General features: G+C 68.0%; 15 protein-coding genes. 8 read left to right on the top strand and 7 right to left on the bottom strand.

Annotation, left to right across the window (positions count from 1 at the left end):
• Positions 1 to 43 precede the first annotated feature (43 nt).
• Both D7V88_RS03180 and D7V88_RS03175 read left to right on the top strand, forming a co-directional pair.
• Positions 44 to 739: a pirin family protein gene (locus D7V88_RS03180; protein ID WP_120539099.1), complete on the top strand. Its 696-nt coding sequence runs from the start codon at positions 44 to 46 to the stop codon at positions 737 to 739.
• Positions 740 to 946: 207 nt separating this feature from the next.
• Positions 947 to 2,104 (top strand): hypothetical protein, encoded by a 1,158-nt coding sequence (locus D7V88_RS03175; protein WP_120539098.1) that lies wholly within the window; start codon positions 947 to 949, stop codon positions 2,102 to 2,104.
• A gap of 120 nt (positions 2,105 to 2,224) precedes the next feature.
• Here D7V88_RS03175 and D7V88_RS03170 read toward each other — a convergent pair whose 3' ends face one another.
• From D7V88_RS03170 to D7V88_RS03155, 4 genes are read right to left on the bottom strand one after another with little or no spacing between them, the layout of a single operon-like run.
• Positions 2,225 to 4,240 (bottom strand): acetyl/propionyl/methylcrotonyl-CoA carboxylase subunit alpha, encoded by a 2,016-nt coding sequence (locus D7V88_RS03170; protein ID WP_120539097.1) that lies wholly within the window; start codon positions 4,238 to 4,240, stop codon positions 2,225 to 2,227.
• Between the two features lie 10 nt (positions 4,241 to 4,250).
• Entirely contained in the window at positions 4,251 to 5,867 is a 1,617-nt protein-coding gene (locus D7V88_RS03165; protein WP_120539096.1) for an acyl-CoA carboxylase subunit beta, read from the bottom strand.
• Between the two features lies 1 nt (position 5,868).
• The gene (locus D7V88_RS03160; protein WP_120539095.1) at positions 5,869 to 6,747 is read right to left on the bottom strand and encodes an SDR family oxidoreductase; all 879 of its coding nucleotides are present in this window, start codon (positions 6,745 to 6,747) and stop codon (positions 5,869 to 5,871) included.
• Positions 6,748 to 6,779: 32 nt separating this feature from the next.
• Positions 6,780 to 8,474: an acyclic terpene utilization AtuA family protein gene (locus D7V88_RS03155; RefSeq protein WP_120539094.1), complete on the bottom strand. Its 1,695-nt coding sequence runs from the start codon at positions 8,472 to 8,474 to the stop codon at positions 6,780 to 6,782.
• Between the two features lie 148 nt (positions 8,475 to 8,622).
• On the opposite strand from D7V88_RS03155, the gene D7V88_RS03150 reads away from it, so the two are divergent.
• Entirely contained in the window at positions 8,623 to 9,186 is a 564-nt protein-coding gene (locus tag D7V88_RS03150) for a TetR/AcrR family transcriptional regulator (RefSeq protein WP_244237946.1), read from the top strand.
• Positions 9,187 to 9,253: 67 nt separating this feature from the next.
• Here the strand turns inward: D7V88_RS03150 and D7V88_RS03145 are convergent, their stop codons facing one another.
• A complete protein-coding gene (locus D7V88_RS03145; protein ID WP_120539093.1) occupies positions 9,254 to 10,816 on the bottom strand; it encodes a right-handed parallel beta-helix repeat-containing protein in 1,563 nt (520 codons plus the stop codon).
• A gap of 107 nt (positions 10,817 to 10,923) precedes the next feature.
• Complete coding sequence (locus tag D7V88_RS03140) at positions 10,924 to 11,466, bottom strand: DUF2378 family protein (RefSeq protein WP_120539092.1); 543 nt, start codon at positions 11,464 to 11,466, stop codon at positions 10,924 to 10,926.
• 268 nt (positions 11,467 to 11,734) lie between these two features.
• On the opposite strand from D7V88_RS03140, the gene D7V88_RS03135 reads away from it, so the two are divergent.
• Positions 11,735 to 12,142 (top strand): cytochrome c oxidase assembly factor Coa1 family protein, encoded by a 408-nt coding sequence (locus tag D7V88_RS03135; protein ID WP_120539091.1) that lies wholly within the window; start codon positions 11,735 to 11,737, stop codon positions 12,140 to 12,142.
• Between the two features lie 64 nt (positions 12,143 to 12,206).
• Positions 12,207 to 12,569: a cytochrome c oxidase assembly factor Coa1 family protein gene (locus D7V88_RS03130; RefSeq protein ID WP_120539090.1), complete on the top strand. Its 363-nt coding sequence runs from the start codon at positions 12,207 to 12,209 to the stop codon at positions 12,567 to 12,569.
• 9 nt (positions 12,570 to 12,578) lie between these two features.
• Here the strand turns inward: D7V88_RS03130 and D7V88_RS03125 are convergent, their stop codons facing one another.
• Entirely contained in the window at positions 12,579 to 13,688 is a 1,110-nt protein-coding gene (locus D7V88_RS03125) for a hypothetical protein (protein WP_147448584.1), read from the bottom strand.
• A 126-nt stretch (positions 13,689 to 13,814) separates the two neighbouring features.
• Between D7V88_RS03125 and D7V88_RS03120 the strand changes: the two genes are divergently transcribed.
• From D7V88_RS03120 to D7V88_RS03110, 3 genes are all read left to right on the top strand, one after another.
• The gene (locus D7V88_RS03120; protein WP_147448583.1) at positions 13,815 to 15,734 is read left to right on the top strand and encodes an SIR2 family protein; all 1,920 of its coding nucleotides are present in this window, start codon (positions 13,815 to 13,817) and stop codon (positions 15,732 to 15,734) included.
• 128 nt (positions 15,735 to 15,862) lie between these two features.
• Complete coding sequence (locus tag D7V88_RS45040) at positions 15,863 to 20,089, top strand: WD40 domain-containing protein (RefSeq protein WP_158624977.1); 4,227 nt, start codon at positions 15,863 to 15,865, stop codon at positions 20,087 to 20,089.
• 310 nt (positions 20,090 to 20,399) lie between these two features.
• Positions 20,400 to 21,317, top strand: a complete 918-nt coding sequence (locus tag D7V88_RS03110) for a M20/M25/M40 family metallo-hydrolase (protein ID WP_147448581.1) — start codon at positions 20,400 to 20,402, stop codon at positions 21,315 to 21,317.
• Positions 21,318 to 21,402: the final 85 nt, after the last annotated feature.

The raw sequence follows: 21,402 nt of genomic DNA, 5'->3' as shown, positions 1-21,402 counted from the left end.
GGGTCCGGGGGCGCATTGTGTTTCTCGAAAGGAAGCACACACCATGATCAACGTTCGACCCTCTGAAGCCCGCGGACATGCCAACCACGGCTGGCTGGATTCCCATCACACCTTCTCGTTCGCGAGCTACTTCGACCCCGACCACATGGGGTTCCGTTCCCTGCGCGTCATCAACGAGGACCGTGTTACGTCTGGCGAAGGCTTCGACACGCATCCGCACCGGGACATGGAGATCATCACCTACCCGCTCAGCGGCGCCATCGCGCACCGGGACAGCACGGGAGGCAATGGACTGCTGCGCGCCGGTGAAGTGCAGCGCATGACGGCCGGCACGGGCGTGATGCACAGCGAGATGAACGGCTCCAACGAGGACGTCCACTTCCTGCAGATCTGGATCATCCCCGACACGAAGGGCCTGAAGCCTGAATATGAGCAGAAGCTCTTCCCGGAGAAGGACCGTCAGGGCCGCTGGCGGGTGGTGGCGAGCCCCGATGCACGCGACGGCAGCCTCACCGTGCACCAGGACGTGCTGCTGTCCAGCACGCTGCTGAGCAAGGGGGAGAAGGCGGAGTACACGCTGCCCAAGGGCAGGCACGCCTGGCTCCAGGTGGCCCGGGGCGCGGGCACGCTCAACGGCGTGGCGCTGAAGGCCGGCGACGGCGTCGCCGTGACGGATGAGTCGAGCCTCGTGCTCGTCGCCTCCGAGCCCATGGAGGCCCTGCTGTTCGACCTGGCGTGAGAGGACTCAGCCGATGCGCCTCGGCCCTTCACCTTCCGGTGAGGGGTTGAGGCGCACGCGGGCATGCGGCCTCCTTCGCTTCTGGCGTGGCGACCGCCATGACGCGGCGCGCGGTGTGGGCTCCCCGCCAGGGGGTGGAGCGGGGCGTCGAGGGGTCCGGCGCGTCACGCCCTGGCATCCCTGCCCGGCGGAAACTACCGTTCACGAATGCGAATCCGTGGCGAGCCGCTGAACCTCATCGTTCGACAGGTGCTTCTCACCACGGCCGGGACCGACAGCGATCAGGACATCTGCTTCCGGGTCTTCAATCACATCCGGGGGCAGGGCAATACCGTCCAGTTTCCCGACATCATCGTCGCCCTCGACGATGCCCGTGGCAACAGGTCGGAGACCGCGCTGGCGCACCGCCGCGTCACCCGGCTCGCCGAGACCTCCCGACAGCTCCATGCCGAGCAGCAAGCCGCCGAAACGGCTCCCCGGCTGCACTACATCTGGTGGGGTCCCGTTCCACAGAGCGGGCTTGAAGGCATCACCGCCATGGCGACCCACGTCGGGAAGGCCGTCGCGATCCATTTCTGGTGCAAGGCTGAACACGCGACGGCCTTCGCGGAGGCCCTGCCCCAGATCAAGGTGTGTGGACTCGACGCCGGAATGAATCACGCGCTCCTGCCACACAACGGATTCGAACTGCTTGCGCCCGTGGTTGAGTGGCTGACCAGCAAACGCGCGTTCTCCGCCGTCAAGGACGTGCTGATGCTCTACCTCTTGTATCAGATTGGCGGCCACTACCTGGACACCACCACCGCCCCCATGAGCGAGATGGTGCGCAGCAAGTACAAGGGCGTGCGCTTCGATACCGCCAGCGTCGTCACTCCCATGCACGAGTTCACGTCCGCGACCCTCGGCATCAAGTTCGCCGGAATTGGAATGGGACGTGATTTCTACGTGGGCTCCAATCCATGGTCATCGGACACCGTCCCCTCCAGGAAGGTGCTGATGACGCCCAGCGTGGACTTCTGGGCGGCATGGGCGAAGCAGGGAAACGCCATTGCCCGTGCCAGCCTCGAAGCCTATCTGGAGTACGCGACGGAGCTGAAGCTGAAGGCCCCTGACAAGCTCGACACCAACAAGCGGGATGCGGTCATCGGAGATCTCATCACCCTCTCCGTACAGAAGGGCATGCTGAAAGAGGTCCTGGAGGGGCGCAAGCAGGGGCAGGAAGTGTATGACCTGCTGTTGGCTGAGATTTGGCCTGTCAGCGCGCTCGACAAACGGGACTTCGAAACGCTGAAGGCCAACTTCACGCTCCCCCAGCTCGGCGTCATGAAATGGCACAAGGGAACCTGGCGAAACAACCCCAAGTAGCATCAGACAAAGGACGCATCGCGGCTCCCTGTCTCGGAAGCGGCGTGCTGGTCAGCCGTACCGGTGCTCAGCATCCGTCTCCCCTGCCTGTTTCAACGCGATCCAGGCAGGGGCCCGCGCTCAGGCGGCGACTTCCTTCGCGTCCGGCGAGACGACCGCCACGACGTGGCGTGCCGGCACCTGCGCTCCGACGGCGACGTTCACCGCCGTGACGACCCCATCGGTGGGCGCCGCGAGCGATGACTCCATCTTCATCGCTTCGAGCACCACCAGCACGTCGCCACGCTTCACGGTGGCGCCGACCTCGGCGCTCACCCGGATGATGCGGCCGTCCATCGGCGCGCGGACACGGCCGTCGCTGGCGCGCTCACGCTCCGAAGGAAGGCGGAAGGTGACGTCGCGGAGCTGGCGCGTGACGCCGTCCAGCGAGCACCACAACGTTCCCCCCGCGCGCCGGTAGCGGACCGCGCGGCGCCGGTCTGAAATCTCGACCTCGGCCCGCTCGGCGCCCAGGGAGCGGAGGCGGAGCGCGACGCGCGCATCGCCGATGCGCACTTCGTACTCCTCCGGCGTGACGGGGCGGACCGAGGCGCGGAACTCCGTGCCCCCGTCGTGCAGGACGATGGGCACCGGCAGGGCGTAGGAGCTGCTCCAGCCCGCGAGCGCCGTGTCGAAGCCTGCCCGCTGGCGGAGCGCCGCCGCGTCGTCGTGGAAGAGCAAGGCGGCCAGGAGGGCCTGCTCCTCCGTGGACGCCTGACCGAGCGTGCCCAGCGCCTCCGGGGACAGGTGCTCCGCGACGAAGCCCGTGTTGTAGCGGCCGGAGCGGAACGCGTCGTGCGCGAGGACGTGCTGGAGGAAGGTCGCGTTCGTCGTGACGCCGAACACCGTCAGCTCCCGCAGTGCGAGGGCCAACCGCTCGCGCGCCGTCTCCCGGTCCGGCCCGTACGCGATGAGCTTCGCCTGCATGGAGTCGTAGAACGGCGTGATGTCCTGCCCTTCGCGCACCCCGTGGTCGACGCGGACGCCTTCCCCTTCCGGCGGCGCCCACGCGAGGAGGCGGCCCGTCTGGGGAAGAAACCCGCGCGCCGGATCCTCCGCGCACAACCGCGCCTCGATGGCATGGCCACGGAAGCGGATCTCCGTCTGCTTCAGCGGGAGCGGTTCGCCGTCCGCGACCCTCAACTGCCACTCCACCAGGTCGAGCCCCGTCACGAACTCCGTCACCGGGTGTTCAACCTGCAGGCGCGTGTTCATCTCCATGAAGAAGAAGTCGCCGCCCGGCGAGAGGAGGAACTCGATGGTCCCCGCGCCCCGGTAGCCGATGGAGCGGATGGCCTGCACCGCCACGGCGCCCATGCGCTCGCGAAGCTCCGGCGTGACCGCCGGGGACGGGCTCTCCTCGATGACCTTCTGGTGCCGCCGCTGGATGGAGCAGTCGCGCTCCCCCAGGTGCACGGCGTTTCCATGCGCATCCGCGAAGACCTGCACCTCGACGTGGCGCGCGCCTTCGATGGCCCGCTCCAGGATGAGCTCGCCGCTGCCAAAGGCGTTCGTCGCCTCCGAACGCGCGGAGCGGATGGCTTCGAGCAGCGCGCCCGGCTCGCGCACGAGGCGCATGCCGCGCCCGCCACCGCCCGCCGCAGCCTTCACCATGAGGGGGAGGCCAATGCGCTCACCCTCACGCACCAGGGCGTCATCCTCCAGCGACTCGCCGGGACGGGCCGCCTCGTAGCCCGGGATGCACGGGACGTCCGCGGCCTGCATGCGCAGCTTCGCCTGCCGCTTGTTCCCCATCAGCTCGATGGCGTCCGCCGGCGGACCGATGAACACGAGGCCGGCCGCCTCGCAGGCGCGCGCGAACTCAGCGTTCTCCGACAGGAAGCCGTACCCGGGATGGATGGCATTGGCGCCGGACGCCGCCGCCGCCGCGAGCACCCGGTCGATGCAGAGGTAGGACTCCTTCACGGGCGCCGGCCCCAGACGCACCGCCTCATCCGCGAGCCGCACGTGCGGCGCGTCCCGGTCCGCATCGGAGAAGACCGCGACCGTGCGCACGCCGAGGGCGCGGCACGTGCGCAGCACGCGCACGGCGATCTCCCCCCGGTTCGCCACCAGCACCTTGTGAATGCGCTTCATGGTTCCCTCGCTACAGCCGGGCGACGCCAAAGGTATTGGGAGACAGCGTGCGGCGCTCGGACTCGTCGCACGTCGCCAGGAGGAACCCGAGGACCTTGCGCGTGTCCCTCGGGTCGATGACGCCGTCGTCGAACAGCCGCGCACTGCAATGGAAGGCATCCGATTCGCGCTCGAACTGCTCGACAAGCGGGCGCGAGAACTCGGCCATCGCCGCTTCGTCGAACGGCATCCCGGCGCGCCGGGCCTTCTCCCCATGGACGATGGACAGCACCTTCGCGGCCTGCTCGCCGCCCATCACCGCCGTGCGCGCATTGGGCCAGGCGAAGATGAAGCGCGGGTGGAACGCGCGGCCACACATGCCGTAGTTGCCCGCGCCGAAGGCACCGCCCATCAGGAGCGTCACCTGCGGCACCGTCGCGTTGGCGACCGCCTGGAGCATCTTGGCGCCGTGCTTCACGATGCCCCCCTGCTCCGACTGGGTTCCCACCATGTAGCCCGTCGTATTCTGGAGGTAGACGATGGGCGTCCGCGCCTGGCAGCAGAGCTGGATGAACTGCCCCGCCTTCGTCGCCCCCTTGGCCGTGATGGGTCCGTTGTTGCCAATGAGCCCCACCGCCCGGCCCTCGATGCGCGCCCAGCCGCAGACGGTGAGCGCGTCGTAGTCGTCCTTGAACGGCGTGAAGTCCGAACCATCCACCAGCCGGGCGATGACCTCGCGACAGTCGTAGGGCCGCTTGTGGTCGGTGGGGACGACGCCGCACAGCTCCTCCACCGCGTAGCGGGGCGACTCGAAGCCAGCGCGCGCGGTCGGCGGCAACGCGTCGTTCCATCCGAGGGACGCGACAATCTCCCGCGCGATGCGGATGCCGTCGGCGTCGTCCTCGGCCAGATGATCGGCGGTGCCGGCCACGGTGGCGTGCATCTCCGCGCCTCCCAGGTCCTCGTCCGTGGCGACCTCTCCGGTCGCCGCGCGCAGCAGCGGTGGGCCGGCGAGGAACACCTTCGCCTTGCCCCGGACCATGACGACGTGGTCGGAGAGCCCGGGGATGTACGCGCCGCCCGCGGTGCTGGAGCCGTGGACCACGGTGATCTGCGGAATGCCGGCCGCGGACAGCCGGGCCTGGTTGTAGAAGGTCTCCCCGCCCGGGATGAAGATCTCCTGCTGGTAGAGCAGGTTCGCGCCACCGCTCTCGACGAGCGACACGACGGGCAGCCGGTTCTCACGGGCGATCTGCTGCGCGCGGAGCGACTTCTGGACGCCCCAGGGCGTCGCGGTGCCGCCCTTCACGGCGGAGTTGCTCACGAACACCAGGCAGCGGACCTGCGACACGAAGCCGATGCCGATGACCATGTTGCCGCCGGCGAGCGAGCCGTCGGTGTCGTCGTGGTGCTTGTAGCCGCAGAGCGTGGACAGTTCGAGGAAGGGCGAGCCCCGGTCGAGCAGCAGCGCCAGTCGCTCGCGCGGCAGGAGCTGTCCGCGCTGCGTGAACTTCTCACGGGCCAGTTGCTCCGTGTCGCGCGACTTCTGCTCGATGGTGCGCAGCTCCGCGACGCGGGCGATCAGTTCCTGGCGCTGCGTGGTGAAGGCGGTGGAGGCCGATTCAATCTGGGAGACGAGCGTCGGCATGTCACTGCTCCTTCGGATCGTCGAGGATCCGCGGCGCCGCTGCGAGGTGGAATCCGTCGTACGGCTTCGAGTTCGAGTGATCCGGCATCGGGAACGCCTTGGTGTTGCAGGACGCCCCGCCGTCGATGCGGATGACCTCGCCGGTGATGAACGCCGCCACGTCGGAGAGCAGGAACACGATGGCCCCGCTCACCTCCGCCTCGGTGGCCAGCCGGTGCAACGGCACCTGCTGGCGCAGCGTGGGAATGAGCGCGCGGACGGCAGGGTCCTTGTAGGTGTCGAGCCCGCTGGATGCGACCCAGCCCGGGGCGACGGCATTCACCCGGACCCCGGAAGAGGACCACTCCACGGCGGCCGTCTGCGTCAGGTTGAACATGCCGGCGCGCGCCGCGCCCGAGTGGCCCATGCCCGGCATGCCGTTCCAGGCGTCCGCCAGCATGTTCACGATGGCGCCGCCGTGGTCGCACATGGATTGGGTGAACACCTCCCGCGCGACCAGGAAGCCTCCGGTGAGGTTCGTCGCGACGACCGCGTCGAAGCCCTTCTTGGAGATGAGCGCGAGCGGCGAGGGGAACTGCCCGCCGGCGTTGTTCACGAGCCCGTGGATGCGGCCATGCGCCTGAACGACGGCGGCGACCATGTCGCGCACCGCGGCCTCGTCGCGGATGTCCACCGCGTGCTGGCTCGACGCATGCCCTTCGGCCGCCAGCTCCCCGGCGACCCGCGCGAGCTTCTCCTCCTTGCGGCCGACGAGGACGACGTGCGCGCCCAGCGACGCGAGCTCATGCGCCGTGCAGCGACCAATGCCACTGCCCGCGCCGGTGACGAGGATGGTGCGGCCCGCGAAGGAGCCAGGAGCGAAGACTGAACGGTATCCCATCGTATTTCCCTCGATGCCCTGGGGCCCGCGGCTCAAAGAAGTGATTCGGGGACGTCGATGTGGCGCGAGCGGAGCCATTCGCCCAGCGCCTTGGCCTGCGGGTCGAAGCGGGTGGACGACGAAACGCCCTCGCCGAGCAGTCGCTCGATGACGAAGTTCAACGCACGCAGGTTTGGAAGCACGTGCCGGTGGACGGTGAGCTCGCGCGCTTCCGGAAGGAGTGCCCGGAGCCGGTCCTCCGTGAGGGTGTGCACCAGCCAATGCCACGCCTCTTCTGTGCGGACCCACACGCCCACGTTGGCGTCCCCGCCCTTGTCCCCGCTGCGAGCCAGGGCCACCCGGCCCAGCGGCACGCGCTTCGTGGCCCCCGGGGGCGGCGGTGGCGGCAGTGACGGTGTCGCGACCCCTTCCAGCCCAAGCGTCTCGTCAGGGGGTGCCACATCGACGCGCGCCCCGTCCGGGAGCACCGCGATGTGCGGCACCTTGCCGGCAGGGACGAAAGCCGGCGTGTAGACACCGAAGGGCGAGGCGTCACCGGGCAGCCGGGGCAGGAAGAAGCCGGGGTAGCTGGCCAGGGCCAACTCCACCACGGCGCTGCTGAAGGGGCGTCCCACGGCCTTCGCGTCGGCGTCCTTCACGGCGACGCGCAGGGTCGCGGAGGCCTGCTCCTCGCTCGGTGCGTCGGGGCCTTCGGTGCGCGCGAGCGTGTAGACGACCTCCGACGGCCTCGGGCGGAGCGCCGCATCCAGTTGCGCCCGCACGAGCGCGGCCTTCGCTTCGATGTCGAGGCCGACGAGCATGAAGTCCGCCTCGTTGCGGAACCCGCCGAGCCGGTTGAGGCACACCTTCACGTCCGGAGGCGGCGGCTCACCCCGGGTGCCCCACAGGCGCACCCGGTCGGTGCCCTGGGACTCCACCTCGATGGTGTCGAAGCGCGCGGTGGCGTCGGGGCCCGCGTAACGGGCACCGCCAATTTCATAGACGAGCTGGGCCTTCACCGTGTCGACGGTGACGGACCCACCGGTGTCCGGGTGCTTCGTGATGATGCTGGAGCCGTCCTCGAAGACCTCCGCCAGCGGGAAGCCTGGGCGGCGCACGTCGAGTTCGTTGAAGAACGCGAAGTTGCCGCCCGTCGCCTGGGCTCCACATTCGAGGACGTGGCCGGCGACCATGGCGCCCGCGAGGCGGTCCCAGTCGTGGCGCTTCCAGCCGAAGTGGGAAGCCGCGGGGCCGACGACGAGCGAAGCGTCCGTCACGCGCCCCGTGACGACGATGTCCGCGCCCGCGTCCAGGCACGCCGCGATGCCCCAGGCGCCCAGATAGGCGTTCGCCGTGAGGGGCTGGTCGAAGCCGAGCTCGTCCGCCCGGCCGACGAGATCGTCGCCTTCGACATGCGCGACGCGCACGGACAGGCCCAGCTTCGCGGTGAGCGCGCGCAGGTCGTCCGCGAGCCCCGCGGGGTTGAGGCCGCCGGCGTTCGCGACGATGCGGACCTTCTTCTCCACCGCGAGGCCGAGCGTGTCCTCCAACTGGCGCAGGAACGTCCGCGCATAGCCGCCCGCCGGATTCTTCAGCCGGTCGCGGCCCAGGATGAGGAGCGTCAGCTCCGCCAGGTAGTCCCCGGTGAGCACGTCGAGCGGACCGCCCTCCAGCATCTCGCGGAAGGCGGAGAAACGGTCGCCATAGAAGCCGGATGCATTGCCAATGCGCAGCGAGCGAGCCGCCATCTCTCCTCCCCTTCCAGTGAGCTTCGGAGTCTGTCCCCCCACGCCTAAAAAAGCAATCATGATTGCTTTTTTCAGTCCCATGCCCCAGCGTCGGGACATGGGCGGTACGGAGAGCGGAGCGACGAGGCAGGAGCAGGAACGCAGCCGGGTGACGCGGCAGAAACTGATGTCGGCCGCCATCGAGGTGCTCGTCGAGCAGGGTTGGGCCGGAGCGACGGTGGGCGCCATCGCCGAGCGGGCCGGGGTGTCGCGAGGCGCCTGCCAGCACCACTTCCCGACGCGCGCGGCCCTCGTCGCGGCCGCGGTCGAGCACGTCTTCCATCAACAGATGGAGGAGCTGTCCCGACGCGCGAAGCTCCTACCGCCCAGCCGCAGGCGCGTGGAGCCCCTGCTCAACCTGCTCCACGACATCTACGCAGGGCCGCTCTTCACCGCCGCGACCCACCTGTGGGTGGCGGCCGTGGCCGACGCGGAGCTGAAGACACGCCTTCTCCCCCTCCAGGCGCATGTGGGCCGTGAGGTCCACCGGCTCACCGTCGAGCTGCTCGGACTCGAAGACCGCGACCCGGGAGTCCGCGACTCCGTGCGCGCGACGCTCGACCTGCTCCGGGGCCTGGCGCTCGCGAACCTGCTCCAGGACGACACCGCCCGTCGCCGCAAGGTCATCGCCCACTGGGCGCGGATCTTCGAAGCGCAGCTTCACCCGGACTGATTCACGCTTCGGGTCATCCCGTCCCGTCGCAGGGGCGGCTCTTCCGACAAGGGCCGCCCGGGCGTGCCTACGGCGTGAACGACGTCGTGTTGGGCACGGCAGGAATGGTGACGACCTGTCCGTACACGAGGGTGTTGCCTGTCACGGTGCCGGTCGCGTTGAGCTTGCTGGCATCCAGCAGCGTTCCGCGAAGCCCTTCCGCGTTGAAGGTGCACCCGGATAAATCACAGTCATAGGCGACCAGCTTCGCGGCGTTGCTGGAGTAGACAGCGATGTTCTTCGCCGTCGTGGCCCCCGAGTGCATGAAGAAGTGGCCGTCGCGCGGCTGGTAGCTGGACACGTCCTCCACGCGCGGGCCCGGCGTCACGGACTGCCACAGGCGGAAGTTGCGCTTGCACTCCGCGGCGACGGTGTTCCGGATGAGCATGTTGCGCACCTTGGTGTCGACGCAGCCATCCTGCGAGCCCCGGAAGTAGCTGTCCTCCAGGACGACGTCGCTCGCGGAGCTCTCCCCGTCGATACCATCCCCCTGCGTGTAGCCCGTCTTCATGCCGATGACGTTCATCACCGTGGCCCGGCGGAGCGTCACGTTGTTCGTGGTGTCGTAGAGGGCGATGCCCACGGGGTAGTCACTGCCCTGCCCGCCAATCTGGTCCGGCTCCATGTCCACGTAGACATCCTCCACGAGCGAGTGGTTGGTGCCGGAGGCGAGGAAGATGCCGCCGCGCGTGAACTGGAGGATCATCGCGTCACGGATGGTCAGGTTCGTGAAGGCCGCGGTGCTGGAGCGCTCCATGTCCACGCAGGTGGCCAGGTTCTCCGCGCGGAACTGGCTCAGCGTCACGTTGGACACGGGGTACGCGCCCTTGAACGCGAAGCACGTGCCCACGTGGCGGAACTCCAGGTTGTGGAAGACCAGGTTGCTGGCGCGCACCTGGAAGGCCACCGGCCCCGTCTTCGCGCGGGTGGAGGCTTCGAAGGTGGATTGGAAGACGGGTCGGCCCTCCACGCCCTTGAGGGTGACGGGAGCCCCCACCGCGCCGCCCTGGGACACCGTGGTGCCGGTGCCATAGAGGCCCCCGTGGATGCACACCGTCCCGCCCGGGCCCACCGCCTGGATGAATGTGTTCAGGTTCGCGAGCGTGCCCGCGCTCTGCGCTGACAAGCCGTCCTTCGTCCCCGCGCCGGTGACGGTGATGTGGCGCACCGCCGTCCCCGTGCACTCGTCCGCCGTCGGCGTCGCGGACAGGCCATTCGAATATCCGGAGGTCGTCTCCCCCGTGGACCCCTTGATGCGCACGTGGAAGTCGTAGCGGGTGCCGTTGCTCAGCCCCGTCACGGCGAACGTCGTCGCGGTCCCCGCGCCCCGGTAGGCCCAGCTTCCCCCCGCCACGCGGAAGCGCACCTGATAGCCCTGGGTGCCCGCTGCGCCCGCGCTCCAGCGCAGGGTCACCTGCCCATCGCCCGGCACCGCCTCCAGCAGCGTCGGCGCCGTGAGCGCCGCCTCCTGGCTGCCGTACGTCCCGTCCGTTTCGACAGGCCCGTCCCCTTCCTCCTGGGGACCACAGGACAGCGAGAGCAGCACGGCTCCCGTGAAACACAGCATGCGACCGCGGTTCTGGAAACGCATCAAGGACTGCTCCTCGTCTTCAGGGCCGTGAAGAAACGGCGTGTCCCTGAAGCATAGAGCAGCCCATCTGTTTCATACCCTGTAAAACATGCCAGTCAGGGAAGTGCTCAGGGGTCCCAGCGAACGCGGTAGGAGCAGGCCTGACCGTCGAAGTCGAAGGGCTCGACGCGCAGGTTGCGGGCTCCGGCGCGCGCCAGTCCCGCTTCGAGGATGCCCCGCAGGTAGCCCGGGTTCCCGTTGCACTCGCTCACGCGGATGAGGTGGTGCGCGGGGCCCTGGGTGAGCAGTTCGCTCTTCTGGTAGTTGTTCACGTTGGCGAAGCTCTCCTGGATGCGGACGACGACCCGCTCGGGCCCGAAGATGGGCCACATGGAGATGAGCGCCTTGCCCAGTTGGGTCTGCCCCATGCCCTGGATGATGCCGCTGCCGATCCGCCGGTAGCCCTCCTCCTCCGCGACGTCCGGATGCAGGTACTGCACGGTGATGCGCAGGGCTTTGGCGAACACGGTCCGGGAGGTGTTGCCAGGCGCATTCGCGTCCAGATCCAATCCCGCATCGCTCAGCTTGTCTTTCAGGTCGGGCGTGAGACGGTCGCCAATGGAACGGAAGAGCCCTTCAATCGTATGGCGATACACAATCTCTTCAGCCACGTTTCACCTGTCCACGTCGCGGCGGTCCCAGTTCCGCCGTACCCATCCCCACCGTAGCGCATTCCCGGCGCGATCCCGAAGGGGCCCCGGCACAACGGAGGAGCTGAACCACCAAGGCTCCGCCACCGGGCTCGCAGGCGGAAGGACGTAACGGATCTGGTTACAAGCGCACCGACCCAGGGCCCTGTACCTTTTCCTGATTTTCGCCGATTCGGGCCCGCGCCTATAGGGTGTTTCCGGAAACCCCTGAGTTCAGAAGGACCGCCCGATGCCTTTTCGTATCCTGAGAGACGGCCTGGATCACCCCGGGGAGGGCCGGTCGCGCGGCGCGTCCACGGGGTTGTTCCTCGTGGTGCTCACCGTCTTCGTCGTGGGGTTCCTGCTGACGAGGAGCACCCTCCCCCATGAAGAGGCCCTGGAGCGGGTGGCGAAGCACCCGTCGGTCATCCATGCCCTGGGAGCGCCCATTCACGGCGAGTTCTTCTTTTTGAGCGAATCCTACTTCGACGCGCCCACGGGGCATCACGTCACCCGGATGCGGATCCGCCTGTCCGGCAGCAAGCAGGACGGCGTGCTGCAGGTGAAGGCCTTCAAGGCGGGCGGCCTCTGGGGCTTCAGCAATCTGCGGGTGGTGGCGGAGGACGGCAGGGGAATCACCGTCGTGGGGAACTACTGACCCCGGGCGTCTCTTTGGAAACCTGAAATACAGTCGTCATGACCAACACAGTCAGGAGCAGGAAATGTCGCCAACAATGAAGTGGGTCGTCGGAGCGCTCGTGGGATTGCCCCTGATGTGCTGCGGCTGCGGAGGCATGTGGTTCCGGAGCATGTTCCCCCACGAAGAGGCGTTGGCGCGGGTGACGAACAATCCGAAGGTCATCAAGTCCCTGGGCGCCCCCGTCAGCGGTGCCTTCTTCTTCTCAGGTGAAACGCGTCATCAAGATGATGACGCGATCGCCGAAATGACGATCGACCTCTCCGGCAGCAAGCAGGATGGCGTGCTGGAGGTGAAGGCCGTGCAGACCAGCAAGGTCTGGGGCTTCAGCCGGCTGCGCGTGGTGGCGGAGGACGGCAAGGTGATCAACCTCGTCGGAGGTCCCTGACCGCCGCGCTCAATAGGCCCACCGGCCAATGGCATACGCGTGGGTGACCTTGTGGTTGAGCCACACGCACAGCAAGGCCACCGTCCAGCGCACCCAGCCGGGCCGGGTGGACAGCCAGTCCCCCGCGAGGAACATCACCGGGAAGAGCACAGCGCCGAAGCGGAACGCATTGCCCAGGTCCCCCTGGGGCAGCATCACCAGCAGTGACAGCAGGGCATACAGGCCCAGGGCCCGGTCCCGGCGAAGCAGCACCAGCGCGGCGATGAGCCACAGCGCGCCGAAGACGTGGCGCAAGAACAGCCAGCCGCTGAAGCCCTGGTGCCAGGGATTGCCCAGCCAGAGGCCCCGGACGGCGCCCCACACGGAGTCGACGTGGTTCCATTCGCGCTGCGCCTTCAGGAACATGAAGGGGTCTCCGGCCCGCGCCCACTCGAAGGCCAGGAGTCCGCCGAAGGCCAGCAGGGCCAGCGCCCCCAGGGAGGCGAAGCGCAGGCCGCGGCCCCGCCATGAGAGCTCGCGTCCAGCGAGCAGCAGCGCGGCGGTGATGGCCACGAAGACGCCCTGGTTGCGCGTCCACACGCACAGCGCCACCAGCAGCGCGGAAGGCAGCAGGGCCCCGCGAGAGGCGAAGGCCAGCGCGCCAAAGGACAGCAGCAGGAAGAGGCCCTCCGTGTGGTGCGAGTGCAGGGTGAAGCTCGCGGGCCCGTAGAGCAGGAGGAACCAACCCCAGCCCGTGCCGGGAGTCATCGAGTTCCCCAGTCGTCCCTGACGGCCCCAGCGCGTGTTCCAGGCGACGAAGGCGACGAGGCACAGCGAGGACAACAGGCAGCCCACGAACTGCGGCGGCAGCGCTCCCCCCAGGCCCTGAAGCAGCAGCCACACCGTCCCCGGGTAGAGCGGCAGGAAGGCCCAGAGGGGCCACGTGTAGCCTTCGAGCACGAGCCGGCTGTAGTGGTTCGAATCCCAGCGATCCAGCATCTGGACCAGCGGAATTCCACGGCTGGCGGACGTCCAGACCCACAGCCCGAAGTGGTGGGCCAGCATCAGCGCGGTGAGCGCCCAGGGGACCCAGGTGGGCGTGGCTGGCACTGACGAAGGGGCCTGCGAAGAAGGACTCATGCGAGGGGACCCCACGGGCGGCCAGCGTGTAGCCGGAGCATTGCCCCGGCACAAGCCTTCCCCCCGGACAAAACCGGAAAGGAGAAGTGGCTGGGCCGGGCTATCGTGCCGCCCAAGAGGGGCACCATGAACTTCCCGAGGGAGCTGGTCGAGGCGGTCCGCAGGCACCAGGTCGTCCCATTCGTGGGCGCCGGCATCAGCATGGGGGTGAAGCGGGGAATGTTCCCGTCCTGGCCCCGCCTGCTGGAGGGACTTTCCGAGCGGATGCAGGAGGAGTCCCTTCCTGAGTCGGCCATCCAGGAGGTGAACCAGCGCATCGCGCAGGGGGATTTCCTCACCGCCGCGGAGCTGGCCTTCAAGGACCTGGGGGCCTACCGCTTCAACCGCTTCCTGCGTGAGCGGTTCCGCGTGCGCAAGCCGTCCGACGCGGACCTCTCCGTCATCCACGCGCTCTGGAAGCTTCAACCGCCGGTGGTGATGACCCCCAACTACGACGACGTGTTGCTCTGGGGCCGCGAGGATGCCGAAGCCGTCTCCAACGATCAGGACGACGAGCTCAACCTGATGGACGCCGAGGCATCTCCTGAAACACCGCGCGTCTGGTACCTGCACGGCACCGTCCACCGGCTGTCCACGCTGGTACTCGCGGGAGCGGACTACAAGCGCCTGTATGGGGATGGGACCCAGCCGACCGGCTACTCACAGTACACGAATGCGCTGGTGCGCCTGCGCGAGTGGATCCGCTCCAAACCGTTCCTCTACATGGGTTTCAGCTTCAGCGACCCGTACGTGCTCAAGCAGTTGGAGCACGTCATCGGCATCACGCGGGGGCGCCAGATGCCCAGCTTCGCGCTGATGAAGAAGGGAACGATCGACCGTGGGGCGCTGTGGCCGAAGTACAACATCCAGCTCGTGGAGTACGAGGATCACGGTGCGCCGCTGGCGGAGTTCCTGCGCGGCCTGGAGGCGGCTGCGTTTGGTCCCAAGCGCGTGAGCCTGAGCATGGAGACGGAGGCGCTGTCCTTCGGAGTCACGCCGGCGCCGCCGCAGTCCATGTCGCCTCCCATCCCGGGGCCCGCGCCCGTGGCGCCCACCCCGGAAGCGCTGCCCATCGTGGCGCGCCCCGCCCTGGAGCAGGACTACACACGCATCCTTCAGGGCCAGCACCGGCTGGTCTTGCTGTCGCCGGAGGACGGAGGCACCCGCGCGCTCGCGCGTCGCGTGGCGGCCCGGTACGGCAACCGCGTCACCTGGCTTGCGCCACCCAACGTCCCCGACTGCACGGAGGCGGAGTACTGCCGCGCCCTGGCCGGTGACGACGCGGGTGCGAACACGGTGACGAGCTTCGATGCCCTGGTGGAGCACCTGAGGGCAAAGGCGGCACGGATGGGGCGGGAGCACCTGATCATCCTGCGCTACGAGTGGGGACCCTTTGACCACCTGACGGCGCTGGGCCGGCACCTGCGGCGGATGATGGACGAGCCGTCCAAGGTGCAGTTCCACTTCCTGATCGCGGGCGGAGAGCGCTCCGCGTGGCTGTTGCACAACATGCAGAGCTTCTCCGTGTTCAAGGACGCGCCGCGACGCGAGGTGCCGGACCTCACGGTGGACGAGGTCCGCCAGTTCCTGGACAGCGGAGGGCACGGCGGAGCGCGCTGGGCGCGGGAACTCCACGAGGCCACGGGCGGGCACCCGGGACTGCTGCGCGAGGTCATGATCACCGATGGTGCGTTGGACGCGGAGTCCATCACCGGGAAGCTCGTGCGCGGTCCGTCGCTCCGGGGCGCCGTGCTGGAGTGTCTGCGCGAGGACGAGCGCAACGGATACACCGGGGAGCGCGGCTGTCAGTCGGTGCTCACGAAGCTGCTGGACGGGCAGCGCGTGGAGGACCTGGAGCCGCTCGATCACCGGGTGGAGTACCCGGAGGTCCGGCTGTATTTCGCGGGGCTGGTGCGCAGCGATGCGGCAGGCAGGACGGTGCCTCGGTGCAAGGCCGTGGAGCAGGTCGCACGTGAAGTGCTGGCACGCAAGGATGTCAGGCCTTGAGCCGATACAGCCGTGCGCTCTTCGTCACCCTGATACTGATGGCTACGGGAGCGGCGGCGGAAACGCTCGCCCCGCTCGTTCCGGAAGGAGAGCCCGAGAGCATTCTCAGTGGGGCCGAATGGTCATCCATGGGAGTCGTCTTCTCCGTGGCCGTCAGCCCGGACGGCCGAATCCTGGCCTCGGGAAGCGCCGACCAGATGGTGCATCTCTGGGAGGTGGCCACCGGACGCGAGCTGCGGATCCTCAAGGGTCATACGGCGCAGATCTCCTCCATCGCCTTCAGCCCGGACGGCCGAACCCTTGTCTCAAGCGGCCTGGACATGACCCTCCGGCTCTGGGACGTGGCCACGGGCCGTGAGCTGCGACGTCTGGGGGAGAACCGGGAACTCATCCTCTCCGTGGCCTTCAGCCCGAATGGAGCGACCGTTGCATCGGGGGGCATGACCCAGACAGTGCGCCTTTGGAACGTGACCACCGGCATCGAGCAACAACGGATGGAGGGACACCTCGGTTTCGTTCGTTCGGTGGCCTTCAGCCCGGATGGGCGCGAACTCGCCTCCGGAGGTGATGACAAGACCGTCCGTCTGTGGAACGTGGCCACGGGCCGTGAACGCAAACGCTTGTCGGGCACCGGGCAGGTGTCGTCGGTGGCGTTCAGCCCGGATGGGCACACCCTCGCCACCGGCAGCCGGGATGGCACGGTGCAGCAGTGGGATGTCGACAGTGGGAGCGCGGTGCGGCGCATGGAGGGACATACCCGCAACGTGTCCTCGGTTGTCTTCAGCCCGGACGGACGCACCCTTGCCTCCAGCGGCGAAGACAAGACCCTCCGCCTCTGGGATGTCTCCACCGGACGCGAGCTTCGACGCATGGAGGGACACACCGCCGCGGTCTATTCGGTGGCCTTCAGCCCGGATGGACGCACCCTCGCATCAGGCAGCCATGACAGCACGGTCCGGGTGTGGGACGTGGCCACCGGAAGGGAAACCCAACGGCTGGGCGGGCAACACTCCGCCGAGGTCTTCTCCGCCGCCTTCAGCGCGGACGGACGCACGCTCGCATCGGGAAGCGAGGATGGCACGGTCCGGCTGTGGGACATGGCCAGCGGCCGGGAGCTGTTCCATCTGGAAGGCCACTCCGCGGAGGTCTCGTCCGTGGCCTTCAGCCCGGACGGGCGCACCCTCGCTTCGGGCAGCGAAGACCACACGGTCAAATTGTGGGATGTGGCCAGCGGTCGTGAACTGCCGTTGCCCGCGGGTTTCTCCTCCCCCATCCGGTCGGTCGCCTACAGCCCCGACGGGCGCACGCTGGCCATCACCGGAGACCCGACGGTTCGACTCTGGGACGTGGCCACCCGCGCTGAACAACGCCTGCTGGAAGGACATTCCAGTCCCGTCCTTTCAATCGCATTCAGCCCAGATGGGCGAATGCTTGCCTCGGGCAGCGAGGATGGCTCGGTCCGGCTATGGGACGTCGCCACCGGGCGCGAGCGCCGACGCATGGAGGGACACGCGGCCATCGTCCGGACGGTGGCGTTCAGCCCCGACGGACGAACCCTTGCCTCGGGTGGCGATGACAATCTGGTCCGACTGTGGGACGTCGCCACCGGACGAGAGCGCCGTCGCATGAAAGGCCATACCCAGTTCGTCACCTCCATCCGCTTCAGCCCGGACGGACGCGCCCTCGCTTCGGCGAGCATCGACAAGACCATCAAGTTCTGGAACATCGCGACCGGAACCAACTCGCGAACCCTGACCCTGACAAGCCATGTGCCGGCCATCGCCTTCGCGCCCGATGGAAACACCCTGGCATCAGGGGATGGCGACGGAGCGGTGCGCCTGTGGTCTTCCCAGGGCGGAAAAGCCCTGCGAGGGCTGCTGCGCGGAGCCAGCAATGGATGGCTGGGCCACATCGAAGGCCAACCGTTCTTCCGCCATGACGACGGTCGACTGCTCTACCAACGACAGGCGGATGGCGCGCTCGAACCCATCCTGCCGCCAGAGCCTTCCTCCCCCCCCCGCCTCTCCGCGCACGCCGTGCTTCGCAAGGCTCCGGGGGATTTCGGGGACGCGGGAAGCCTCGTCGTCACCCTCACCAACGAGCCGGGCGCGGTGCGGGCCTATTGGCTCCGGATCGAACCCGTGGAACTTCCTCCCGGATTGATGCTCCTGCCCCCGGCACCGCTGCAGCACCTGGACGAGGGCCAGACCGCGGAGTTCCAGATAGGCCTCTCCTATTTGAGACCCGAGGGCAGTCGCCCTCCCCCGGTTTCGAGCCTCCGTTTCAGAATCGTTCATGCCTTCGGCTCAGAGAGCGCAGTCGAGCTCCCTGTCCCGTTGCGCACGCCCCAGTTGGAGCTGACGAACGCACCCTCCATCGAAGGCAAGACCCTGAGCGTCAGCCTCAAGAACACGGGGACGCAATCCATTGGACCGCTTTTCTTCAACAGCGCATTCCAGGTGGGCAAGACGAAGCAGGCCGGTCCCCAGCAGGAACTCAGCCTGGGGGAGGGGCAAGAGCAGACGCTGAAGTTCGCCGTTCCTCCTGCCTTCATGCAGAGCGGTCGCTTCTCCTTCAACCTCGACGCGAGCCATCCGCAGTGGCCACGCACGTGGACTTTCTCCGAACCCGAAGTGAAGGTTCCCGGTCCCTTCACGCCCTATGCGGCATTGGCCCTGGGAGCGATCCTGCTCTTCGCAGGCGTGTACTACGCGCGCGTCTACCGAAACCCCCTGGTGGTGGACGCCCAACGGTCTCCCTCCGCGATCAAGCACTATCCCCTGGGGCAGTTGGTCGCGGCGGACCAGGCGCTGCGGCGCGCGAAGCGGCTCGATTCCATCGTCACCGCCGCGGGCATCCCTGTCACCCGATGGGAGCGGGCACTTCGAGGTTCCAGAGAGCCACATGCCGTGGCAACAGCCTTCGCGGAAGCCATTGGCGGCAGGCTTGGCGCCAGCCTGGGCACGGACACCTGGGCGTTGTCTCTCCCACCACTGCGGCTGCGCTTCTCCCGGGACACGGCCGTCATTGTCATCGACGGGACGCGCCTGGAGTCGGGCGAGGCTGGGCGCCGCATGGCGGACATCTTCCAGGACGGCCAGGGTCCCAGCCAGGTGCTCGTGTTGGACCGCACGGAGTCCCAGAACGCGCGGCAGGTGCTTGAAGGCGTTCCAGGGGTCCGCGGAGTCGTGCTGTCCGCCAACGGCCTGCGGGACCTGCTCCTCGCCGACGAGCCCGTCCGGCTGCTGGAGACCACCCTCTCCGAACAGGTCGCCGTCTCCGAGCTGTCCCCCTATCAGGTGGCTGGCGGCGTGAAGGTGGACCCCCTCTTCTTCGGTCGCGAGCGCGAGGTGCGCGCCATCACCGACCGCACCGTCCGCAACTTCCTGGTGGTGGGCCAACGGCAGATGGGCAAGAGCAGCCTCCTGCTCGCCTCGCTCCGGCGGCTCCAGGCGCGCTCGGACCTGGACGCCTGCTACGTGGAACTGGCGGACGCGGACCTGCACCGCCGGCTTGTCCGGGAGCGCGAGCGCATGCCGCCAGCCGGCACGACGCTCCCCTCTTTCGAGGAGGCCGCCGCCGGAACGCCCGCACGGCCCCGCGTGTGGCTGATCGACGAGGCCGACGACTTCATCCGCGCCGAAGCCCGGTCAGGCTTCCCGGTGCTGCAAGCCATGCGCGCGCTGGCCGAGGAGGGCCGGGCGTACTTCATCCTCGCGGGCTTCTGGGACCTCTACCGGGCCGTGGTGCTCGACGAGAAACAGCCCCTGCGCAATTTCGGTGAGCACCTCCGGTTGGAGCCGCTGGATCCACGGTCGGCGTTGTCGCTCGTCACCGACCCCATGGCGGCCCTGGGCCTCCAGTGGGACGCGCCCTCCTCCCCCGAACACCTGCTGGAGCAGGCCGGACGCCGGGCCAACCTGCTGGTGCTGGCCTGCAAGGGATTGATCGAGTCGATTCCGTCCGATGTCCACACCCTCACGCGCGAGCACCTCGAGCGAGTCCTCCGCGAGGACAAGGACCTGCGCGACCAGGGCCGGCGCTGGCGGGGAGACCATCCGCTCCACCGCGCAGTGGTGCGACAAGCCCTGCTGCTGGGACGCCCTACGCGCGAAGAGATTCGACAGGCACTGCTCGCCCATGGTGCTGACCTCCGAGCGGTGGACTTCGACGAGGCCATGGACCACCGCGAATTGAGCTACGTGCTCGTCCCCGACGGCGACGGCCGTCTGTATTGCCCCGTCCCGCTCATGCAGCGCTACATCGAAGCCGAGCGGAGCCTGGAGACGGGACTCACCGAGGACCTCGCGGACCTGCGCCGCAAGGGGCTGGCCGAGGTGCCCAAACCCGCGTGACGCGAGCTGACTCCGCGCGCACCTCCCCCGGTGGCTCCAACGGGGCCACCTGACTGCTCACCCTCAAAGCATCCATCTGCGCGAATCCGTGGCGATACTGAAGCAATAGAGCTGGGAGAGGCAGCGTCCGGAAAGCACAAGGCTATACTGCCGCCCGGCCCGTGACGAGAGGACCCGGAATGCCAGGCCATGAGAGGAGGGGCATGAGCAAGCATCCCGCAGCAAGAGCTTTCCTCCACACCAGCGTGTCAACAGTGGAGCTGGAAGCTGAGCGTCTCCCTATGGCGTCAGGCAGGTGGAGAGCTTCGCCATGACATCGCGCATTCGGAACGAGGCGGTGCCCCTGCCTGGAACACAGGAGGTGCTGAAGGCACTGCTTTCATTCGACACGAGTCCCGAAGGGGCGGAGCACGACGCCTGTACGAAGTGGCTCGGCGAGCGCCTGGCCGCGCTGGGTTTCGACTGCAAGTTGCATCGGCCCATCGACGGCGCGCCGGCCCTGATCGAAGCACACCGGCCAGCCCGAGGCATGGGTGGGCATGTGGTGATGTACGGCCACTATGACGTGACCTCCCGCTCTCCTGGAGCACACGACGGGGATTGCCCACCGCCGGTATTGGTCGAAAGGAACGGGCGCTGGTGGGGCCAGGGCGTGAGTGACAACAAGGGCGCTCTGACAGCCCGCCTCGTGGCACTGGGCCTCATTGAGCACACCCCGGCGCTCACCTGGTTCATTCAAGGCGAAGAGGAAACCGGCTCCTCGGCGGCCCGACAGATCCTGGGCCAGCAATTGCCAGGACTCGAAGCCGACCTCTGGCTGGATGAGACCGGCTACCACGATCACGAAGACGGAACACTGCGGCTCATCGCGCGCAAGATCGGCCCGGGACGCACAGGAAGCGAGCCTCCCGACGTGGCACTGCAGGCCCTGATCGACAGCCTGAGCGAGCTCGCCATGCGGTGGGGGATTCCCGCTCGCCTGGAGGTGCGTGGACTCAACAAGACGGCGGTTTCGGGCGGGTGTCCCTTCAACCTGAATCTACCGGCAGGTGCCCGCTATTTCGCACTGGGCATCAATGACTCGCACTCCCGCATCCATGACGCGAACGAGTCAGTCCCCCTGTGGACCTTCCCGCTCCATGCCGAGGAACTGAGGGCGGTGTTCCACTGGATCGAGCAGCATCCATCTAGAGCGTCGAACAGGTTAGGTCACGCCGCGAGCTGGTAGCGCGCTGCGACCTCAAGGTTTTGGACGACCGCGAGTCGCCTGAGGTCAAAGAGGTTGCGGCGCGTGCCTCGATAACGGGCCTTTG

The sequence above is a fragment of the Corallococcus terminator genome (genome assembly GCF_003611635.1).
GTDB lineage: Bacteria > Myxococcota > Myxococcia > Myxococcales > Myxococcaceae > Corallococcus > Corallococcus terminator.
Note: the sequence above shows the minus strand (reverse complement) of the source record. Positions and strands in the feature narration are given on the sequence as shown.

Bases quoted from the DNA above. Each gene is read 5' to 3' on its own strand.
- D7V88_RS03180 (WP_120539099.1), top strand. From the start codon at position 44: ATGATCAACGTTCGACCCTCTGAAGCCCGCGGACATGCCAACCACGGC.
- D7V88_RS03175 (WP_120539098.1), top strand. From the start codon at position 947: ATGCGAATCCGTGGCGAGCCGCTGAACCTCATCGTTCGACAGGTGCTT.
- D7V88_RS03170 (WP_120539097.1), bottom strand. From the start codon at position 4,240: ATGAAGCGCATTCACAAGGTGCTGGTGGCGAACCGGGGGGAGATCGCC.
- D7V88_RS03165 (WP_120539096.1), bottom strand. From the start codon at position 5,867: ATGCCGACGCTCGTCTCCCAGATTGAATCGGCCTCCACCGCCTTCACC.
- D7V88_RS03160 (WP_120539095.1), bottom strand. From the start codon at position 6,747: ATGGGATACCGTTCAGTCTTCGCTCCTGGCTCCTTCGCGGGCCGCACC.
- D7V88_RS03155 (WP_120539094.1), bottom strand. From the start codon at position 8,474: ATGGCGGCTCGCTCGCTGCGCATTGGCAATGCATCCGGCTTCTATGGC.
- D7V88_RS03145 (WP_120539093.1), bottom strand. From the start codon at position 10,816: ATGCGTTTCCAGAACCGCGGTCGCATGCTGTGTTTCACGGGAGCCGTG.
- D7V88_RS03135 (WP_120539091.1), top strand. From the start codon at position 11,735: ATGCCTTTTCGTATCCTGAGAGACGGCCTGGATCACCCCGGGGAGGGC.
- D7V88_RS03130 (WP_120539090.1), top strand. From the start codon at position 12,207: ATGTCGCCAACAATGAAGTGGGTCGTCGGAGCGCTCGTGGGATTGCCC.
- D7V88_RS03125 (WP_147448584.1), bottom strand. From the start codon at position 13,688: ATGAGTCCTTCTTCGCAGGCCCCTTCGTCAGTGCCAGCCACGCCCACC.
- D7V88_RS03120 (WP_147448583.1), top strand. From the start codon at position 13,815: ATGAACTTCCCGAGGGAGCTGGTCGAGGCGGTCCGCAGGCACCAGGTC.
- D7V88_RS45040 (WP_158624977.1), top strand. From the start codon at position 15,863: ATGGGAGTCGTCTTCTCCGTGGCCGTCAGCCCGGACGGCCGAATCCTG.
- D7V88_RS03110 (WP_147448581.1), top strand. From the start codon at position 20,400: ATGACATCGCGCATTCGGAACGAGGCGGTGCCCCTGCCTGGAACACAG.